General features: G+C 43.6%; 17 protein-coding genes. 15 read left to right on the forward strand and 2 right to left on the reverse strand.

Features of this window, described 5'->3' with window-relative positions; translation table 11 throughout:
• Nucleotides 1-11: 11 nt before the first annotated feature.
• The 3 genes from RIL182_RS08070 (at nucleotide 12) to RIL182_RS08080 (ending at nucleotide 2,136) form a co-directional block, all read left to right on the forward strand.
• Nucleotides 12-1,031 carry an asparaginase gene (locus RIL182_RS08070; RefSeq protein ID WP_015560740.1) on the forward strand — a complete coding sequence of 340 codons (1,020 nt, stop codon included), beginning with the start codon at nucleotides 12-14 and terminating at the stop codon, nucleotides 1,029-1,031.
• Between the two features lie 72 nt (nucleotides 1,032-1,103).
• Entirely contained in the window at nucleotides 1,104-1,691 is a 588-nt protein-coding gene (locus RIL182_RS08075) for a biotin transporter BioY (RefSeq protein WP_006856205.1), read from the forward strand.
• 13 nt (nucleotides 1,692-1,704) lie between these two features.
• Nucleotides 1,705-2,136, forward strand: a complete 432-nt coding sequence (locus RIL182_RS08080) for a DUF1284 domain-containing protein (protein ID WP_044998705.1) — start codon at nucleotides 1,705-1,707, stop codon at nucleotides 2,134-2,136.
• A gap of 133 nt (nucleotides 2,137-2,269) precedes the next feature.
• Here RIL182_RS08080 and RIL182_RS08085 read toward each other — a convergent pair whose 3' ends face one another.
• Nucleotides 2,270-3,529: a chloride channel protein gene (locus RIL182_RS08085; protein WP_015560737.1), complete on the reverse strand. Its 1,260-nt coding sequence runs from the start codon at nucleotides 3,527-3,529 to the stop codon at nucleotides 2,270-2,272.
• 283 nt (nucleotides 3,530-3,812) lie between these two features.
• Here RIL182_RS08085 and RIL182_RS08090 point away from each other — a divergent pair, with 283 nt between their 5' ends.
• The 8 genes from RIL182_RS08090 (at nucleotide 3,813) to RIL182_RS08125 (ending at nucleotide 13,252) form a co-directional block, all read left to right on the forward strand.
• On the forward strand, nucleotides 3,813-5,276 hold the full coding sequence (locus RIL182_RS08090) for an ABC transporter substrate-binding protein (protein WP_006856202.1): 1,464 nt from the start codon (nucleotides 3,813-3,815) through the stop codon (nucleotides 5,274-5,276).
• Between the two features lie 134 nt (nucleotides 5,277-5,410).
• Nucleotides 5,411-6,253 carry a carbohydrate ABC transporter permease gene (locus RIL182_RS08095; RefSeq protein ID WP_022113273.1) on the forward strand — a complete coding sequence of 281 codons (843 nt, stop codon included), beginning with the start codon at nucleotides 5,411-5,413 and terminating at the stop codon, nucleotides 6,251-6,253.
• Nucleotides 6,253-7,119, forward strand: coding sequence for a carbohydrate ABC transporter permease (locus RIL182_RS08100; protein ID WP_006856200.1), 867 nt, complete (start codon nucleotides 6,253-6,255; stop codon nucleotides 7,117-7,119). The genes RIL182_RS08095 and RIL182_RS08100 overlap by 1 nt, the downstream gene beginning before the upstream one ends.
• An 86-nt stretch (nucleotides 7,120-7,205) precedes the next feature.
• On the forward strand, nucleotides 7,206-8,225 hold the full coding sequence (locus tag RIL182_RS08105; protein ID WP_006856199.1) for a LacI family DNA-binding transcriptional regulator: 1,020 nt from the start codon (nucleotides 7,206-7,208) through the stop codon (nucleotides 8,223-8,225).
• Between the two features lie 30 nt (nucleotides 8,226-8,255).
• A complete protein-coding gene (gene malQ / locus RIL182_RS08110) occupies nucleotides 8,256-9,797 on the forward strand; it encodes a 4-alpha-glucanotransferase (RefSeq protein WP_044998687.1) in 1,542 nt (513 codons plus the stop codon).
• Between the two features lie 145 nt (nucleotides 9,798-9,942).
• Nucleotides 9,943-10,887, forward strand: coding sequence for a diacylglycerol/lipid kinase family protein (locus RIL182_RS08115; RefSeq protein ID WP_006856197.1), 945 nt, complete (start codon nucleotides 9,943-9,945; stop codon nucleotides 10,885-10,887).
• A gap of 76 nt (nucleotides 10,888-10,963) precedes the next feature.
• Entirely contained in the window at nucleotides 10,964-12,535 is a 1,572-nt protein-coding gene (spoIVA, locus tag RIL182_RS08120; RefSeq protein WP_006856196.1) for a stage IV sporulation protein A, read from the forward strand.
• 69 nt (nucleotides 12,536-12,604) lie between these two features.
• Nucleotides 12,605-13,252: a YczE/YyaS/YitT family protein gene (locus tag RIL182_RS08125; RefSeq protein ID WP_006856195.1), complete on the forward strand. Its 648-nt coding sequence runs from the start codon at nucleotides 12,605-12,607 to the stop codon at nucleotides 13,250-13,252.
• Here RIL182_RS08125 and RIL182_RS08130 read toward each other — a convergent pair.
• Nucleotides 13,145-13,816, reverse strand: a complete 672-nt coding sequence (locus RIL182_RS08130) for a hypothetical protein (protein ID WP_044998685.1) — start codon at nucleotides 13,814-13,816, stop codon at nucleotides 13,145-13,147. The genes RIL182_RS08125 and RIL182_RS08130 overlap by 108 nt on opposite strands.
• Nucleotides 13,817-14,092: 276 nt before the next feature.
• On the opposite strand from RIL182_RS08130, the gene RIL182_RS08135 reads away from it, so the two are divergent.
• The 4 genes from RIL182_RS08135 (at nucleotide 14,093) to RIL182_RS08150 (ending at nucleotide 17,320) form a co-directional block, all read left to right on the forward strand.
• On the forward strand, nucleotides 14,093-14,935 hold the full coding sequence (locus RIL182_RS08135; protein WP_006856193.1) for a purine-nucleoside phosphorylase: 843 nt from the start codon (nucleotides 14,093-14,095) through the stop codon (nucleotides 14,933-14,935).
• Between the two features lie 86 nt (nucleotides 14,936-15,021).
• Complete coding sequence (locus RIL182_RS08140; protein WP_006856192.1) at nucleotides 15,022-16,323, forward strand: amidohydrolase family protein; 1,302 nt, start codon at nucleotides 15,022-15,024, stop codon at nucleotides 16,321-16,323.
• 13 nt (nucleotides 16,324-16,336) lie between these two features.
• On the forward strand, nucleotides 16,337-17,092 hold the full coding sequence (locus RIL182_RS08145) for an MBL fold metallo-hydrolase (protein WP_006856191.1): 756 nt from the start codon (nucleotides 16,337-16,339) through the stop codon (nucleotides 17,090-17,092).
• 75 nt (nucleotides 17,093-17,167) lie between these two features.
• On the forward strand, nucleotides 17,168-17,320 hold the full coding sequence (locus RIL182_RS08150; RefSeq protein ID WP_006856190.1) for a hypothetical protein: 153 nt from the start codon (nucleotides 17,168-17,170) through the stop codon (nucleotides 17,318-17,320).
• Nucleotides 17,321-17,371 lie beyond the last annotated feature (51 nt).

Here is a 17,371-nt window from a genome sequence, read left to right on the forward strand (position 1 = left end):
AGATTACCGGTATGTCGGCAAAGAAAAAAATATTATTACTCGCAACAGGGGGTACGATTGCTTCCAAAAAGTCTGAAAATGGATTAAAGCCACAGATCACACCGGAAGAACTGTTAGAGTATATTCCGCAGGTAAAAGAATTTTGTGAGGTATCTGCAATACAGCTTTTGAATCTCGACAGTTCTAATATGGAACCGGAACATTGGAAAAAAATTGTACATGCAATCCGGGAATATTATGATGCTTATGATGGATTTGTCATTGCACATGGCACGGATACAATGGCATATACAGCTGCTGCACTTTCTTATATGATCCAGAATTCAACAAAGCCGATCGTGATCACGGGAGCACAAAAACCGATCGACCTTGAAATTACGGATGCAAAATCAAATCTGATCGACAGTTTTTTATATGCGGCAGATGAAAAATCACAGGGCGTGCAGATTGTTTTCGATGGCAAAGTCATTGCGGGAACGCGTGCAAAAAAAGTAAGATCGAAAAGCTATAATGCTTTTTCAAGCATTGATTTTCCGTCACTGGCAGTGATTCAGGATGGCAATATCATGCGTTATCTGCCGATGCTCCCATATGAGGATGAAGTACGGTTCTATGAGGAACTTGACGAGAACATTTTCCTGATGAAACTGATCCCCGGTATCCGTCCGCGGGTGTTACAGAGTATTTTTGAAAATTATGACTGTATTATAGTGGAAAGTTTTGGTGTGGGCGGTATTCCAAAATCCATAGCGGATGAGTTTTACCGTCTGTGCAGACAGTACCCGGACAAACTGGTAGTCATGGCAACACAGGTGGCACACGAGGGTAGTGATATGACCGTATATGAGGTCGGGCACGATATGAAAAAGTACTGTCGTTTCTTAGAATCTTATGATATGACACTTGAATCGGTCATCGCAAAGACAATGTGGATGCTTGGAAATTTTGATCTGCACAGCATAGATGTGGAGGACATTTTCTACCGCAGCATTAATTATGATGTGATTTTTGGAAAAAACAGAAAATGTTAAAACAGATTGTAAACAAAAGTGAAATATGCAGTTGACAATAGGAAAGAATCGGACTAGACTGTAAAAAAACAAATGCGGAAACATTTTTTCCGCAGAAAAGAGGAGAAAATGAAAATTTCAACAAAAACAATCGTTACCGTTGGGATGTTTACTGCAGTCCTCGCAGTTCTTTCCATTCTTCAGATTCCGATGCCGACCGGTGTGCCGATCACCCTGCAGACTTTTGCAATGGCATTGTGCGGTTATGTGTTAGGATGGCAGTCTGGAGTGGCAGCAACATTACTTTATATTGTACTTGGAACTGTTGGTGTACCGATTTTTGCGGGAATGAGTGCAGGACCGGGAGTGCTGTTTGGCTATACCGGTGGATTTATTTTTGGATTTATTTTTCTGACATTGTTATGTGGCATTTCTGTCCGCAGAAAAAATCCGGCGGTAAAGATCATCCTTGGAGTAATCGGTCTTTTGATCTGTCATCTGCTTGGTGCTGTTCAGTATGCAGTTTTGGCGCATATTACTATTGGAGCATCTTTAGTGGCAGTGTCACTGCCTTATATTGTAAAAGATGTGATTTCAGTGGTTGGTGCTTATCTGGTTGCCATTGCTGTCCGTAAGGCGCTTTATGCAGGAAATATTTTACAGGATGCAAAGGCAGCTTAAAGGTGGCATATCTATGAAAAAATTTCGTGTGCACCATATTTTGTGTACCGTCCTTTACCGGGGAGAGGGATACAGTGGCACCTTCTGTGACAATATGACACAGAAGGTGCGGGAACTGAAGGCAGACCAGGAAGAACCGCTCATGCTCGTGACAGACCCGGATATGATCTGTACGCGCTGTCCGAACCGGACACCGGATGATACCTGTGTGGATGATAAAAATCATGTAAAATCAAAAGATCTGGAGCTGTTAGAACTGTTCGGATTAAAAGAAAATCAGCTTTATTCTTACAGGGAACTGCTGCAGTGTGCAGAAAAAAAGCTTGATAAGGAAAACTTTTTAAAAAGCTGTGGACGATGCAGATGGTATCAGCAGGGATTGTGCAGTTATGAAGAATGGCTCGAAAATGCCAGAAAAATCTTAAATTTTCTTAAAGAATTTTAGAATCAGATCTGCAAACAGTATATTAGTATCAGTATAGAGACTTCAGCATAAGTATGCTGAAGTCTTTTGCTTAACAGGGTTCTTTCCTGGATAAACGGTATGAAAAATATGCCTGACAAGGGAAATCAATATTTTATTCCGTTTTCTTGTTAATATAATTCGTCTTATACTTTGAGTAAATGATCTTCTGGCTGTGGTAGAGTCCGAAATAACCGGAAAGCATGTAGCTGAAAGCAACTGCCAGTAAAAAGTATGGCATTCCGTCATAACCGAACAGCTCAAAACTGATCAAAAGAGAAGTGATCGGACAGTTAGTTACACCGCAGAATACAGCAGCCATGCCGACAGCGGTGCAGAGTGCAGGCGAAAAGCCGAGCAGGTTTCCGAACAGACATCCAAACGCTGCACCCGTGAAAAACGAAGGCACGATCTCGCCGCCTTTGTAGCCGGCGCCAAGCGTGGCAGCTGTAAAGATCATTTTCAGTAAAAATGCTTCCGGGCGCACGGTGCCGTCGATGCACTGTGCGATGATATTGACGCCTGTTCCGTTGTAATTCTGGTTACCGACAAGCAGTGTCAGCACGATCACGATACATCCACCAACGAAAACCTTTACATAAGGATTCTTGAAAAAATGTTTATAAAGCGCTTCGGACTGGTGCAGCATCACGCAGAACAGGATACTGATACCGGCGCAGAGAATTGCCAGCACGGAGATGCGGACGGCGTTGCCGATTCCGAAAGAAGGAATCGAATCAATGAGAAAAAGTTCCTGCGAAATCCCAAAAGAAACGGCAATCCCATGCGCAACAAGGGAAGAGATTACGCATGGAACCAGTGCAGCGTAATACATGATGCCGACACTTACAACTTCCATGGAGAAAATAGCAGCAGCCATAGGTGTGCCAAACAATGCGGAGAAACAGGCACTCATGCCGCACATGATCATAATATGCTTGTCCTTGTCGTCAAAATGAAACAGTTTACCAATTCCGTTACCGATGCTTCCGCCAAGCTGCAAAGCAGCACCCTCACGGCCTGCAGATCCGCCAAACAAATGGGTGATCAGTGTGGAAATAAAGATCAGTGGTGCCATTTTTAGCGGCAGATTATCGTCGGAATGGATCGCAGAAATCACGAGATTGGTACCGGTGTCATGCTCGTCGTGAAGCAGACGGTAACAGCCGACGATCACAAGACCGCCAAAAGGAAGCAGAAAGATCAGCCATGGATGTTTGGTGCGGATCAGTGTGACTAACGTCATGCCAAAATAAAATAATGTTCCGGCGCCTCCGGCAACAACACCGGAGATAATTGCAAACAGAACCCATTTAATAGAAGTTTCAATGCGTTTTAAATTGTGTTTTATTTTATGTCTGATGATTTCTTTCATATCTGTAAACTCCATTTTTATAAACTTATAAGTTTAAATTTCTAACAAAATCTTAGCATTTTCCAGCTTTTTTTACAATATAAATCAGTAACAAGTGCAATGTGCACAAAAAACGGATGCAATATTTGGATAAAACATTGAAAATGTCAAAAGAGTCTTGCGCTTTTGCAAAGAGTGTCTTATAATTTAACCATCAAATGAAAACGTTACCGGTAGCATTACCGTAAACAATACCGGAAACGTTCCATAAGATACCATACACAATTTCAGGAGGGTAAAAAATATGAAAAGAAAAGTTTTATCAGTGATGTTAGCATCCGCTATGTTAGCAACCATGTTTGCAGGATGTGGTAACGGAAATGCGGGGAATACTTCCGGAACAGCAAATGCAGGAAACAAGACAGAAGAGGCTGCAAAGACAGAAGAGGCTGCAAAGACAACCGAGGCATCTGATGCAGAAAAGACTGCAGACAGTGCATCAGGAAGCGGTTCTGTATATTATCTGAACTTCAAACCGGAGCAGGATCAGGCATGGCAGGATTTAGCAGGTATCTATACAGAGCAGACGGGTGTGCCGGTAACAGTTATTACCGCAGCAGACGGTACATATGAGCAGACATTAAAATCTGAAATGGCAAAGAGCGAAGCTCCTACATTATTTCAGGTAAATGGACCGGTAGGACTTGCAAACTGGAAAGATTACTGCTATGACTTATCCGACAGCGAGATCTGCAAACAGCTTTCCAGTGAAGATTTTGCATTAAAGAATGACGCTGGTGAGGTTTCCGGTGTCGCATATGTGCTCGAGACATACGGTCTCATTTACAATAAGAAGATTTTAAATGATTACTGTACCATGGATAACGCAGTGATTTCTTCTCCGGATGAGATCAACAGCTTTGATAAATTAAAAGCAGTGGCAGATGATATTCAGGCGAGAAAAGATGAGATCAACAGCCAGTTCGGATACGATCTTCAGGGTGCATTTACATCTGCAGGTATGGATGGATCTTCTGACTGGAGATTTAAGACACATCTTGCAAATCTTCCAATTTACTATGAATACAAAGACAAAGGCATCACAAGCACAGATGCGATTGAGGGAACATACCTTGACAATTATAAACAAATCTGGGATTTATACATCACAGATTCTACCTGTGAACCAGGTGTCCTCTCCAGCAAGACAGGTGATGAAGCTGAGTCAGAGTTCGGTATGGAAGAAGCAGTATTCTATCAGAATGGTACATGGGAGTACGGCAATCTGACAAACGAGGATAATGGATATTTAGTAACAGCAGATGATATGGGCATGATGCCGATTTACATTGGTGCTCCTGGTGAAGAAAATCAGGGACTCTGCACAGGTTCCGAAAACTACTGGTGTGTAAACAAACAGGCTTCGGAGGAAGATATCCAGGCAACACTTGATTTCTTAAGCTGGGTAATTAATTCGGATGAAGGACGTGACTCCATGGCGCATGCAATGGGATTCACAACACCATTCTTAACATTTACCGGTGACTATGTAGCTGACAACGTATTCATTCAGGATGCAAACCAGTATATTGCAGATGGCAAGACTCCTGTTTCATGGAACTTCTCAACCATTCCTTCTGAGACATGGAAAGATGGCGTTGGCTCCGCATTACTTGAGTATGCACAGGGTACCGGTGACTGGGATGCAGTTGTAAGCGCATTCGTAGACGGCTGGGCAACTGAGTATGCAGCAGCAAACGGACAGTAAAATAATAATTTCTCTTTTAGAAAATAGTAAATTTGTGCGGTATCTGTGCCGATACCGCACAAACCATATATAACGGAAATTTTCTGAAAGAACTGTATTTAGAGATTGAACGGATTTATGAGAGGTTAAAGACTATGGAGAAATCAATAAAAAAATATTTTCCAATTTTTGCGCTCCCGACTTTAGTGGCATTTACCATAGGTTTTATAGTTCCTTTTCTTATGGGTATCTATTTATCATTTTGTGAATTTACCACAGTAACGGATGCGTCCTTTGTTGGACTGAAAAATTACCTGCGTGTATTTACCGATCCAACATTTGTACATGCGCTGTGGTATACCGCATTATTTACAGTGGTATCAGTGATTACAATCAATGTATTTGCATTTACCATAGCGATGCTTTTAACAAAGGGAATTAGGGGAACAAATGTGTTCCGGACCGTATTTTTTATGCCAAACCTGATCGGAGGTATCGTTTTAGGATATATCTGGCAGATCCTTTTAAACGGAATTCTGGCAAACTTCGGAAAAACATTGACCTATTCTTCCTCATATGGTTTCTGGGGACTGATCGTTTTGATGAACTGGCAGCAGATCGGTTATATGATGATCATTTATATTGCGGGTATCCAGAACATTCCGGGTGAACTGATCGAGGCGGCAAAGATGGATGGTGCAAACAGCTGGCAGCTGTTAAAGAAAGTAACGATTCCGATGGTTATGCCATCCATCACGATCTGTACATTCCTGACACTGACGAACTCCTTTAAGCTGTTCGACCAGAACCTTGCATTGACAGCAGGAGAGCCGTCAAATAATTCACAGATGCTTGCGTTAAATATCTTTGATACATTTTATGGAAGAAATGGATGGGAAGGTGTCGGACAGGCGAAAGCGGTGATCTTCTTTATCATAGTGGCAGTTATCGCACTGGCACAGAACCGTCTGACCAGAAGTAAGGAGGTACAGCAGTAATGGCAAAACAGACAGACAATCAGGTAAGTGCAGTAAGGCGTGCAAAACACGGATGGATACTGACACTGTTTTTCAGCATTTTAGCTGTATTTTATCTGTATCCGATTTTTTTGGTGCTGATCAACTCGTTAAAGAAAAAAGGATTTATTATGAAAAGTCCTTTTGCATTTCCGGATGAGCGTTCTTTCTTCGGTATGACAAACTTTGTAAAGGGAATTGAGAAGACGAATTTCTTTGCAGCGTTCGGTAACTCGGTTATTATCACGGTAGGTTCCGTGGCAGTGATCATATTCTGCACATCCATGTGTGCATGGTTTATCACCAGAGTACATAATAAATTTACCATGGCACTTTACATGTTATGTCTTTTCTCCATGATCGTGCCGTTCCAGATGGTAATGTTCCCGTTATCTAAGCTGGCAAACATGATGCATTTGAGCAACCCGATCGGTATTATATTAGTATATCTGGGATTTGGAGCAGGGCTTGCGGTATTTATGTTCTGTGGATTTGTAAAGAGCATTCCGTTAGAGATCGAGGAGGCCGCCATGATCGATGGCTGTACACCGATCCAGACCTTCTTCCAGGTCGTATTCCCAATCATGAAACCGACGGTTATCACGGTTGCAATCTTACAGGCAATGTGGATCTGGAATGATTATCTGCTGCCGTATCTGGTACTTGACCTGAAAAAATATAAGACAATCCCGATTGTAATCCAGTATTTAAAAGGCGGTTACGGTGCGGTAGACTGGGGTACCATGATGGCGATGCTGGTACTCGCAATCATCCCGATCATCATTTTTTATGGAATCTGTCAGAAATATATTATTGAAGGAGTAGTTGCAGGAGCGGTAAAAGGCTGATATCTTATTAAGAAATGTATATTTTTTGTTGAAATTTGACAAAAATTCAAATTTCACGAAAAAATACGAAAAAATAGTAGACAGGAATGAAAAATATGGTTACGATAAAAGACATAGCCAGGGAATCAGGATATTCCGTCAGTACCGTGTCACGTGTGCTGAATCACAGAAATGATGTCAGTCCGGATGCAAAAAAGAAAATCGAAAAAGTAGTCGCAGCGTATAATTTTGTGCCAAACAATAATGCGAAACATCTAAAACAGAGTAATTCCAAATCCATTGGTGTGCTGGTAAAAGGTATCCAAAATATGCTTTTTGCCAGCATCGTGGAAGAAATCCAGTGTATGATTGAAAATACAGACTATACGCTGATCGTATCCTATTTAGATGAGGATGCAGATGAGGTGGAGCAGGCAGTTCTCCTCTGCAGGGAGAGAAAGCCGCTTGGACTGCTCTTTTTAGGAGGTAATCCGGAGTATTTCAAAAAAGAATTTGCGCAGGTCGATGTGCCGTGTGTGCTTGTGACAAACCTTGCAGACCAGATGGATTTTCCAAACCTTTCTTCTGTTGCGACAGACGATATCGCCGCTGCAAAATGTGCAGTGGATGCGTTATTTGATGCAGGTCATACGAAGATTGGTATTTTAGGTGGAGATATTGAAAAATCGTACACCAGCCATCAGCGTTTTATCGGCTGTCAGCAGAGCTTTTTGGAACATGATACTGTGTTTGTGCCGGAAAAAAGCTACGAAAAAGCACGATTTTCCTATGACAGCGCATATCGCGGTATGAAACGGCTGATCGCCAGGTGTCCGGATATCACGGCTGTGTTTGCCATGTCGGATGTCATGGCGATCGGTGTGATCCGTGCACTGCGGGATTTAGAATACCGTGTGCCGGAGGATGTGTCAGTGATTGGATTTGACGGAACAGCTCTGGCAGAATACTATAATCCGAAACTTGCAACGATCAAACAGCAGTATCAGACACTTGCAACCAGAAGCGTGGAAATCCTGTTTGGGCAGATTGAGTTAAAGCGGAGTCAGATTCATGAGATCGTTCCGTTTGAACTGGCAAGTGGAGAAAGTATTCAAAAAATCAGGTAACACATACAGATAGTAGGAGGAACAAATATTATGAGGACCAGCGGTGTGCTGATGCACATATCTTCCCTGCCGTCTCCTTACGGGATCGGTACCATGGGAAAAGAAGCAAGAAAATTTGCAGATTTTTTGAAAAGGGCAGGTCAGAAATACTGGCAGATCCTGCCAATCTGTCCGACCAGCTACGGAGATTCTCCGTATCAGTCTTTTTCCAGCTTTGCAGGTAATCCTTATTTTATTGATTTAGAATATCTTTGCAAAGAAAAATTACTGACAAAAAAAGAATGTGAATCATTTTCGTGGGGAACCAATCCGCGGTATGTGGATTATGGTCAGATGTATGCCTCACGTTATCCTTTGTTGAAGAAAGCATATGACCGGTTCCGGAAAAATGAGCCGGAAGATTTTGCAGCATTCTGCAAGGATGAAGCAGAGTGGTTGGATGAATATGCACTTTTTATGGCATTAAAAGATGCTAACGGCGGTGTTGCATGGTATGAGTGGGAAAAAGACTTAAAAACCAGAAAAACGGAAGCCTTAAAAGAAGCGCGGGTTACCTATGCAGAAGATATTGCGTTTTATAAAATGTTACAGTATCTGTTCTTTAAACAGTGGTGGGATTTAAAAGCGTATGTCAATGATCTTGGCATTGAGATCATCGGTGACGTGCCGATCTATGTTGCCGGAGACAGTGCTGATGTCTGGGCAAATCCGGGACAGTTTTATCTCGATGAGGAGTTAAATCCGATCGATGTAGCAGGCTGCCCGCCGGATGCATTCTCGGCAGACGGACAGCTCTGGGGCAATCCGTTATTCCGCTGGGATGCTATGAAAAAAGACGGTTACAGCTGGTGGACGAAGCGTGTAAAAGCGATGTCAAAATTATACGATATCGTCCGTATCGATCATTTCCGCGGTTTCGATTCTTACTATGCGATCCCGGCAAAAGATGATACGGCGAGAAATGGTGAGTGGAGAAAAGGTCCTGGCATGGATCTGTTCCGTACGATGGAGAAAAAACTCGGAAAGTTAAATATCATCGTGGAGGATCTTGGTTTCCTTACACCTTCCGTTTTAAAACTGGTAAAAGATTCCGGTTTCCCGGGAATGAAGGTCATCCAGTTCGCATTTGATTCAAGAGAGGGCAGTGATTATCTGCCACACAACTATGAGAAACATTGTGTCGTATATACCGGAACACATGACAATGATACGTTGATGGGCTGGATGAAGACAGCACCGAAGGCAAGTGTTAAATTTGCGAAAGAGTACTTAAATCTCACGGAGGAAGAAGGTTTTAACTGGGGTATGATGCGCGGTGCATGGGCATCAGTCGGAGATATGGCGATCGTTCCGATGCAGGATCTGATCGGAATCGGTTCCGAGGGACGTATGAATACACCGTCCACACTCGGCGGTAACTGGGAGTGGAGAGCAACTTCAGACCAGATCACCGGAAAACTTGCAAAACGTCTCTATAAATATATGGAGATGTATGGACGTTTAAACAAAGATCAGGAAGAGGAAGAAGAAACCGAAGCGGAGGAGAAGAAAGTATCCGCAGAGGAAAAATAACAGACCGCATACAGGTCTGATGGCATGAAAAACAGAAGTTTAGAGGGGGGATTCTGACCGGTCACAGGTTAGAATCCTCCTTTTTATATTATGGGTTCCTTTTTGTCGGAAAATGTTTTAAAATAACAAATAATCGAAAGCTTATATGGGGGGATACATGCTATATTTTATTGTCAATGAAAAGTCAAAAAGTGGGAACGCAAAGCAGATCTGGAAAGAGATCGAGGAAGTGCTTAAGGTGAGAAACGTTTCCTATCAGGCATTTGTATCGGAGTACCGTGGACATGCCGGTAAACTCGCTACAGAGATCTGTGCCATGGATGACAATGATATCTGCCTGGTCGCAGTCGGTGGGGATGGAACGGCAAATGAGGTGATCAATGGGATCACGGATTTTGAAAAGGTACGTTTCGGCGTGATCCCGACCGGTTCCGGCAATGATCTTGCCAGAGGATTGTCACTCTCGAAGGATCCGAAAAACGGTGCCATACATATTTTAAATGCGATGAAAAAATCGCGTGAGGATACCTGGTGTATGGATTTGGGAGAGGTGAACTTTGGGGAGAAAAAAAGACTGTTTGCCATCAGCGCGGGGATTGGACTGGATGCGTTAGTCTGTAAAAAAGCATTAAAATCAACGATCAAAGATATCCTGAATAAAATCCGGCTTGGAAAACTGACGTATCTGGTACTGACCGTGCAGTCATTATTTACGATGCAGACCGCGGATGCAGAGATCTTTTTTGACCGGGAGGAAGGTTTACAGAAAAAAAGAATGATCTTTACGGCTGCGATGAATTTTAAAGCTGAGGGAGGCGGTGTGCCGATGGCTCCGGCAGCATCCGCCTGTGACGGGAAATTATCATTCTGTGAAGCAGCGGGGATCCCGAAGTGGAGAACATTTCTGTGTCTGCCGTTTTTAGTGGCGGCAAAGCATACGTCTATCCATGGATTTTCTGTGACGGATGCCAAAGACTGTACGATCCGTTTAAGCCGTCCGATGGTTGTCCATGCAGACGGGGAGTACTGTGGGGAAGTGACGGAAGTTCATTTCCACTGTCTGCCGGGAAAACTTCGCGTGTTAAAATAATGAAATTGCGGACACTGCCGTCATAAACAGGCGTTCTTCTTCATAAAATGTTACAACATATGGAGGAGAATATCTGATGGAACATTTCAGTGATAACAGGGAATTTGACTTATACCGGGATATCAATACCCGTACCAATGGAGAGATCTACATAGGAGTTGTGGGGCCGGTGCGAACCGGAAAGTCCACATTTATTAAACGGTTTATGGATCTTATGGTGCTTCCGTTTATGGAGGATGAGCATGCGCGGGAGCGCACTATAGACGAGTTGCCACAATCCGCGGCTGGGAAAACGATCATGACAACGGAACCGAAATTTATCCCGCAGGAGGCGGCAGAGATCATTTTGCCGGAACTGCCGGGGAGCAGTGCCGGCATGCCACAGCCGGCACTTTCGCAGTCTGTACTGCCGGGGACTGCAATACAGGGATCTGCCGCACAGCCGAAGATAAAGGTGCGTCTGATCGATTGTGTCGGGTTTATGGTGGAGGGAGCATCCGGTCATATGGAAGGAAATGAAAGCCGCATGATAAAAACACCATGGTCGGAGCAGGAAATTCCATTTACGACAGCTGCGTCGATCGGTACTCAGAAAGTGATCCGGGATCATGCAACGATCGGAATCGTTGTGACGACCGATGGCACGATCGGGGAACTGCCGCGAAATGCATATGTAAAAGCGGAAGAACAGACGGTGGAGGAACTGAATGCGATCGCAAAACCATATGTCATTCTGTTAAATTCACAAAAACCGTACAGTGATGAGACGATGGAACTTGCAGCCGAACTGAAAGAAAAATATCAGACTGCCGTTTTGCCGGTCAACTGTGAGCAGCTGCGGAAAGATGATATTGTCCGCATTTTAGAGAATATCCTCTGTGAATTTCCAGTGACGCGTGTCGAATTTTTTATTCCAAAATGGACGGAAATGCTAAAGCCGGAGCATCCGATGAAAGCGGAAATCATTAAAACTGCATCCGGGATTTTAGACAGTATGCATAAAACGGGAGATGTAAGAGCACTTTCCTTTACACCGGAGCAGTATGTTTCGCAGATCAAGATCGACGAGACGGATCTTGCGACCGGGCGCGTGGTGGTGCGGATGGATTTAGACGATAAATATTATTATGAAAATATAAGTGAACTGACTGGTGTGCCGATCGCAGGTGAATATGAGCTGATCTCCATGATAAAAGAGATGGCAGGGCAGAAAGAGGCTTATGAAAAAGTGTCAGATGCTTTTGAAGCGGTTCAGGTAAAAGGTTATGGCGTTGTGAGTCCGGGACTTTCCGATATCAAAATGGAAGAGCCGGTGCTGATCCGGCATGGCAATAAATTTGGCGTCAAAATGAAAGCGGTATCGCCGTCGATCCATATGATCCGTGCAAATATTGAGACCGAGATCGCTCCAATTGTCGGCAGCGAGGAGCAGGCAAATGATCTGATCTCTTACATCAAACAGGGACAGCAGAGCGAAGAGGGTGCATGGGAAACAAATATTTTCGGCAAATCGGTTGGAGAACTGATGGAGGATGGAATCCGTAACAAGATCGCAATGATGGATGATGAATGTCAGATGAAATTGCAGGATACAATGCAGAAAATTGTAAATGATAATACTGGTGGTATGGTATGCATTATCATTTGATGCGGTAGTATTGCGAAAACAAACGTAAAATCAAAAATAAGTAACCTTAAAAAGAAAAGAGAAAAACAGATGAAAAAATTTATTCAGGGAATGTATCAGAAAAAGAATTTTGGGGTAAGGCTGGCTGCTGTGATCCTGTCCGTAATTGTGATGGGATTTGCACTGTCGTTGCTGGTGCTTGTGGATCTTGGAACAGATCCCTGTACCAGCATGAATCTTGCTATTTCGGAAAAACTTGGAATGGGAATCGGAAACTGGCAGGCACTGCTCAATACGATCATATTTGTCTTTGTCATTTTGCTTGGCAGGGAAAATATCGGATTTGGAACACTTGCCAATATGTTTTTAGTTGGATATTCACTGCAGTTTTTTTCCTGGGTATGGGATAAGATCTTACCGGCAGGACTGTTTGATTCGATGGCAGTGCGTATTCTGGTGCTGATTCCGGCACTGGCGATATTTGTTGTATCAGCAGCTGTATATATGGATGTGAAATTAGGAACAGCACCTTATGACGCGATTGCATTTATCATTGCAAAATGGATGCCGAAGGTACCGTTCCGTCTGATCCGTATGGCATTTGATTTTACCGTTATTGTGATCGCATTTTTATTCGGTGGCAAGATCGGAATCGTAACGATCCTGATGGGATTTACGCTCGGACCGGTGATCGGTGCTGTCGGTGAGAAAATCGGTCGTTTTATCGAGTGCGACTAAAGAATCAGATTTATTATCATCTGATGATTTTTGCGGGAGATGCTGGTATTTCCCGCTTTTTTGAAATTCGTTGTAGGCATCCTGATAAGCGGCGACAATGTATTCTTTCATGGGATCTTTGTCGCTTACCATCGACATGGTGTCCGAAAATACTTTGGCAGCTTCTTCCTTGCTTTTGCAGTGTTCTAACTGCTGTTCGAGAGAGTCGCGCATCGCCTGGATTCTGGCTGCCTGCATATAGAGCTGGGGATCTACTGCCTGAAGAAAACGCATTTCTTCTTCGGTCAGTTTTTTTCCACTTTTTAATTTTGCCTGAATTCTGGCTAATTCTGCCTGCTTTTCTTCTTCGGTCATACCGCAGGCGGGGCTTAAAAGCTCGGAGATGTTCTGCGTCAGGTCAAAGGCATCCATGCCGGAAAAACTGACTGCATTTAAAGTATCATCACCGGAAGAAAGACCGATGGAAGATTTGGATAAACGGTCTGTAATCTGATCGACCACATTCCTTTTGCCGGAAGATGGGTTTAAAATCTTTTTTAAACCGGAAAGATTGAACTGAGTCATAAAATTCTCCATTCCTGCACTGTGTTTCCGTGCATATGAAAAGTATAGCCTGTGATGTATTCTTACAAAATATATCGGGGAAAATCAGCTTTTGTTTAGGATGGAGATTGGATTTTATGATTTCTTCTGTTATAATCGAAAATGACAGTGTTGTAAAGAATTTTCAATTATGAAAAAATGAAGTAAGGAAGCATCAGCTGTTTTTGAAAGACAAGAAGGGAGAAGTTCCGGAGAAGCCGGAATTGACAGAATATAGGACAAGGAGAAGAATGGAGGATGATTATGAATCCGGCATACGAAAAATTATTAAAATGCTATGACAGCTATAAAGCAAAGATTGATTTTACTCCTAAGGTGGCATTGATTTTAGGCTCTGGTCTTGGCGACTATGCGGATGATATCCGCGTGGTGGATACGTTAGATTACCATGACATTGAAGGATTTCCAGTGTCGACGGTTCCGGGACATAAGGGCAGATTTATCTTCGGATATGTGGATGATGTCCCGGTCGTGTGCATGCAGGGGCGTGTGCATTATTATGAGGGATATGAGATGAGCGATGTTGTTTTGCCGACGAGGCTGATGAAAATGATGGGCGCAGAAGTTCTGTTTCTCACCAATGCAGCAGGTGGCATCCAGCTTGGCATGCATGCCGGGGATTTCATGCTGATCAAAGACCAGATTGCAAGTTTTGTGCCATCACCGCTCCGTGGAGCCAACATTGAGGAACTTGGTGTGCGTTTCCCGGATATGAGCCAGATCTATGACTTAGATCTGCAGGATATTGTAAAACGTGCAGCATCAGCACTTGAGATCCGCATCAAAGAGGGCACTTACATCCAACTCTCCGGACCGCAGTTTGAGACACCGCATGAAGTCGCCATGTGCCGCACTTTAGGTGCTGACGCCGTCGGCATGAGTACTGCCTGTGAGGCGATCGCTGCAAAACACATGGGAATGAAAGTGCTTGGAATCTCCTGTATCTCCAACCTTGCGAGCGGCATCTCATCAATTCCGCTCTCACACGCAGAAGTTCAGGAGACGGCTGACGCCGTTGCCCCGAAATTTAAGGCGCTCGTAACTGAAACGATCAAAGCGATCGGAGCACAGCAGAATTAAAGTTACTACAACTCAGTAGATCAAAAACGGCGGTCACACTTTTTGATCCACTGAACGAAAAACACAAAAAGAAAAGAGGAAAAACAATGAACATACGTTTCTACAACGCAAAAATATTAGTTCCGGCAGAAAACCACAAATTCCAGATCACCGAAGGCGAACTCTGGGTAAAAGGAAAAGAAATCTGCTACATCGGGGACGGTAAGACAGGCGTGGATGCTGTCTGCAAAAACGGTGAAGTTTTGGTATGGGAGCGCGAGATTGACGCAAAAGGCAACCTTTTAATGCCGGGATTTAAAGATGCGCACACCCACACGGCAATGACATTTTTGCGTTCCTATGCGGACGACCTTCCACTGCAGGACTGGCTGAACAAACAGGTATTCCCAAAAGAAGGACAGCTTACCGAAGATGATGTATACTGGCTTAACATCCTTGGAATTATGGAATATTTAACCAGCGGTATTACGTCCAACTTTGATATGTACTTCTTCCCGCCGGTCGATGCAAAGGCATCGGTAGATACCGGATTCCGTACCGTTCAGACCAGCGGATTGAACAACTTTGGCGGCACGGTAGAGTTGATGGAGGAAAATTATCACATTGTCAATGAGATGAGTGACCTGACAAGCTTTATCGTGGGATTTCATGCAGAATACACGACATCAAAAGAACTGATGGAGGGCGTGGCAAAACTGGCACAGAAATTAAAATCCCCGGTATGGCTGCACAATTCCGAAACAAAACTGGAAGTGGCAGAGTGCAAAGAGCGCTGGGGCATGACACCGACACAGCTTACGGATGCACTTGGTATGTACGAGTACGGCGGCGGCGGTTACCACTGTGTATGGTTTGAGGATGCTGATTTTGAAATTTACAAGAAGAAAAAACTGACAGCAGTGACAAACCCGGCTTCCAACTTAAAACTTGCTTCCGGTATCTGTCCGACCAAACGTTTTGTGGATGAGGGAATCTCCATGGCGATCGGAACCGATGGCCCGGCAAGCAACAACTGCTTGGATATGTTCCGTGAGATGTTTTTGACTTCTGCACTTGCAAAGGTGCGTGAAATGGATGCGGAGTGCGTCAGCGCCGATGAGATCTTATATATGGCAACCACAGGCGGTGCACATGCCATGCAGTTATTTGACTGTGACAGTCTTGCGGTTGGCAAAAAAGCAGACCTTGTCATGATCGATCTGAACCAGCCGAACATGCAGCCGGAAAATAATATCGTGAAAAATCTTGTATACAGCGGAAGCAAGCAGAATGTAAAACTGACTATGGTAAATGGAAAAGTTTTATATGAAGACCAGAAATTTGACATCGGATTTGATCCGGCAGATATTTACCGCCGTGCAAATGAGATCATCCGCCGTATGAAATAACAGAAGGAGAATTATGCAGGTAATATTTATACATCACAGCTGTTTTCTGGTGGAAGTGGATGAGAAGGTGCTGATCTTTGACTGGTTTGCAGGAGACCGCATCAAAGGATACACATTTTGCGGTGTGATTCCGGAATACGAGCCGGACACACCAGTCTATGTGTTTGCAAGTCATAAACATCAGGATCATTTTGATATGGATGTGCTGCACTGGGCAGAAAAATATAAAAATATCCACTATATACTTTCAAAAGACTGTAAAATGAGCCCGCATTTTTTACAGAAACATGGATTCCCGGATGATATCAGAGAGAAGATCACTTATGTTTCGGCAGGCGAAAAATATCAGGTGGATGATGTGAAGATCGAGACACTGCGGTCAACGGATGCAGGTGTTGCATTTTATGTGGAAACACGAGGGGCAACTTTTTTCCATGCAGGAGATTTGAATGACTGGACATGGGAAGGGGCGGGAGATCTGATCAACGGCAGGATGCGCAGGGAATACCGGACACAGATCAAAAAACTGGCGGGAAAACCAATCAATCTTGCATTTGTTCCGATGGATCCGCGACAGGGCGCAGATCAGGAACTCGGAATGGATTATTTTTTGGAGACCACATCCGCGGAATATGTGTTCCCGATGCATATGTGGCAGGATTATTCCCACATCCCGGTTTATAAGAATAAAATATGGAATCCGGGGATGGCGGAGCGTGTGGTGGAAATCACACATGAAAATCAGGTTTTCCTGATTGAGGAAAAGTAGTGTTAACGCTTGACGCATAGGAAAAAAGTGCGTTATACTGAGTAAGTTATAGAAGATAGAAAGGCAGGGGTATTTATGGCAGTATTTGGATGGTTTGTACATTATGTGTTAATAATGGTAATTCTTGCAGCTGTTGCAGTTGCTGGAGTATTTGCTGGCAGAAAATGGGCAGAGAAAAGCAAAGCGAAAAAAGACACTGCAGCTTCCGGAAATGCCGGAAAAGAATAATGCCGTCGTGACCCTGCAAAAAGACAGGGCATGAAATAATTTATACAACGT

This window comes from Roseburia intestinalis L1-82, from assembly GCF_900537995.1.
Taxonomy (GTDB): domain Bacteria; phylum Bacillota; class Clostridia; order Lachnospirales; family Lachnospiraceae; genus Roseburia; species Roseburia intestinalis.

Coding starts and splice junctions, on each gene's coding strand:
- RIL182_RS08070 (WP_015560740.1), top strand. CDS start 12: ATGTCGGCAAAGAAAAAAATATTATTACTCGCAACAGGGGGTACGATT.
- RIL182_RS08075 (WP_006856205.1), top strand. CDS start 1,104: ATGCGGAAACATTTTTTCCGCAGAAAAGAGGAGAAAATGAAAATTTCA.
- RIL182_RS08080 (WP_044998705.1), top strand. CDS start 1,705: ATGAAAAAATTTCGTGTGCACCATATTTTGTGTACCGTCCTTTACCGG.
- RIL182_RS08085 (WP_015560737.1), bottom strand. CDS start 3,529: ATGAAAGAAATCATCAGACATAAAATAAAACACAATTTAAAACGCATT.
- RIL182_RS08090 (WP_006856202.1), top strand. CDS start 3,813: ATGAAAAGAAAAGTTTTATCAGTGATGTTAGCATCCGCTATGTTAGCA.
- RIL182_RS08095 (WP_022113273.1), top strand. CDS start 5,411: ATGGAGAAATCAATAAAAAAATATTTTCCAATTTTTGCGCTCCCGACT.
- RIL182_RS08100 (WP_006856200.1), top strand. CDS start 6,253: ATGGCAAAACAGACAGACAATCAGGTAAGTGCAGTAAGGCGTGCAAAA.
- RIL182_RS08105 (WP_006856199.1), top strand. CDS start 7,206: ATGAAAAATATGGTTACGATAAAAGACATAGCCAGGGAATCAGGATAT.
- malQ (WP_044998687.1), top strand. CDS start 8,256: ATGAGGACCAGCGGTGTGCTGATGCACATATCTTCCCTGCCGTCTCCT.
- RIL182_RS08115 (WP_006856197.1), top strand. CDS start 9,943: ATGGGGGGATACATGCTATATTTTATTGTCAATGAAAAGTCAAAAAGT.
- spoIVA (WP_006856196.1), top strand. CDS start 10,964: ATGGAACATTTCAGTGATAACAGGGAATTTGACTTATACCGGGATATC.
- RIL182_RS08125 (WP_006856195.1), top strand. CDS start 12,605: ATGAAAAAATTTATTCAGGGAATGTATCAGAAAAAGAATTTTGGGGTA.
- RIL182_RS08130 (WP_044998685.1), bottom strand. CDS start 13,816: ATGACTCAGTTCAATCTTTCCGGTTTAAAAAAGATTTTAAACCCATCT.
- RIL182_RS08135 (WP_006856193.1), top strand. CDS start 14,093: ATGATTATGAATCCGGCATACGAAAAATTATTAAAATGCTATGACAGC.
- RIL182_RS08140 (WP_006856192.1), top strand. CDS start 15,022: ATGAACATACGTTTCTACAACGCAAAAATATTAGTTCCGGCAGAAAAC.
- RIL182_RS08145 (WP_006856191.1), top strand. CDS start 16,337: ATGCAGGTAATATTTATACATCACAGCTGTTTTCTGGTGGAAGTGGAT.
- RIL182_RS08150 (WP_006856190.1), top strand. CDS start 17,168: ATGGCAGTATTTGGATGGTTTGTACATTATGTGTTAATAATGGTAATT.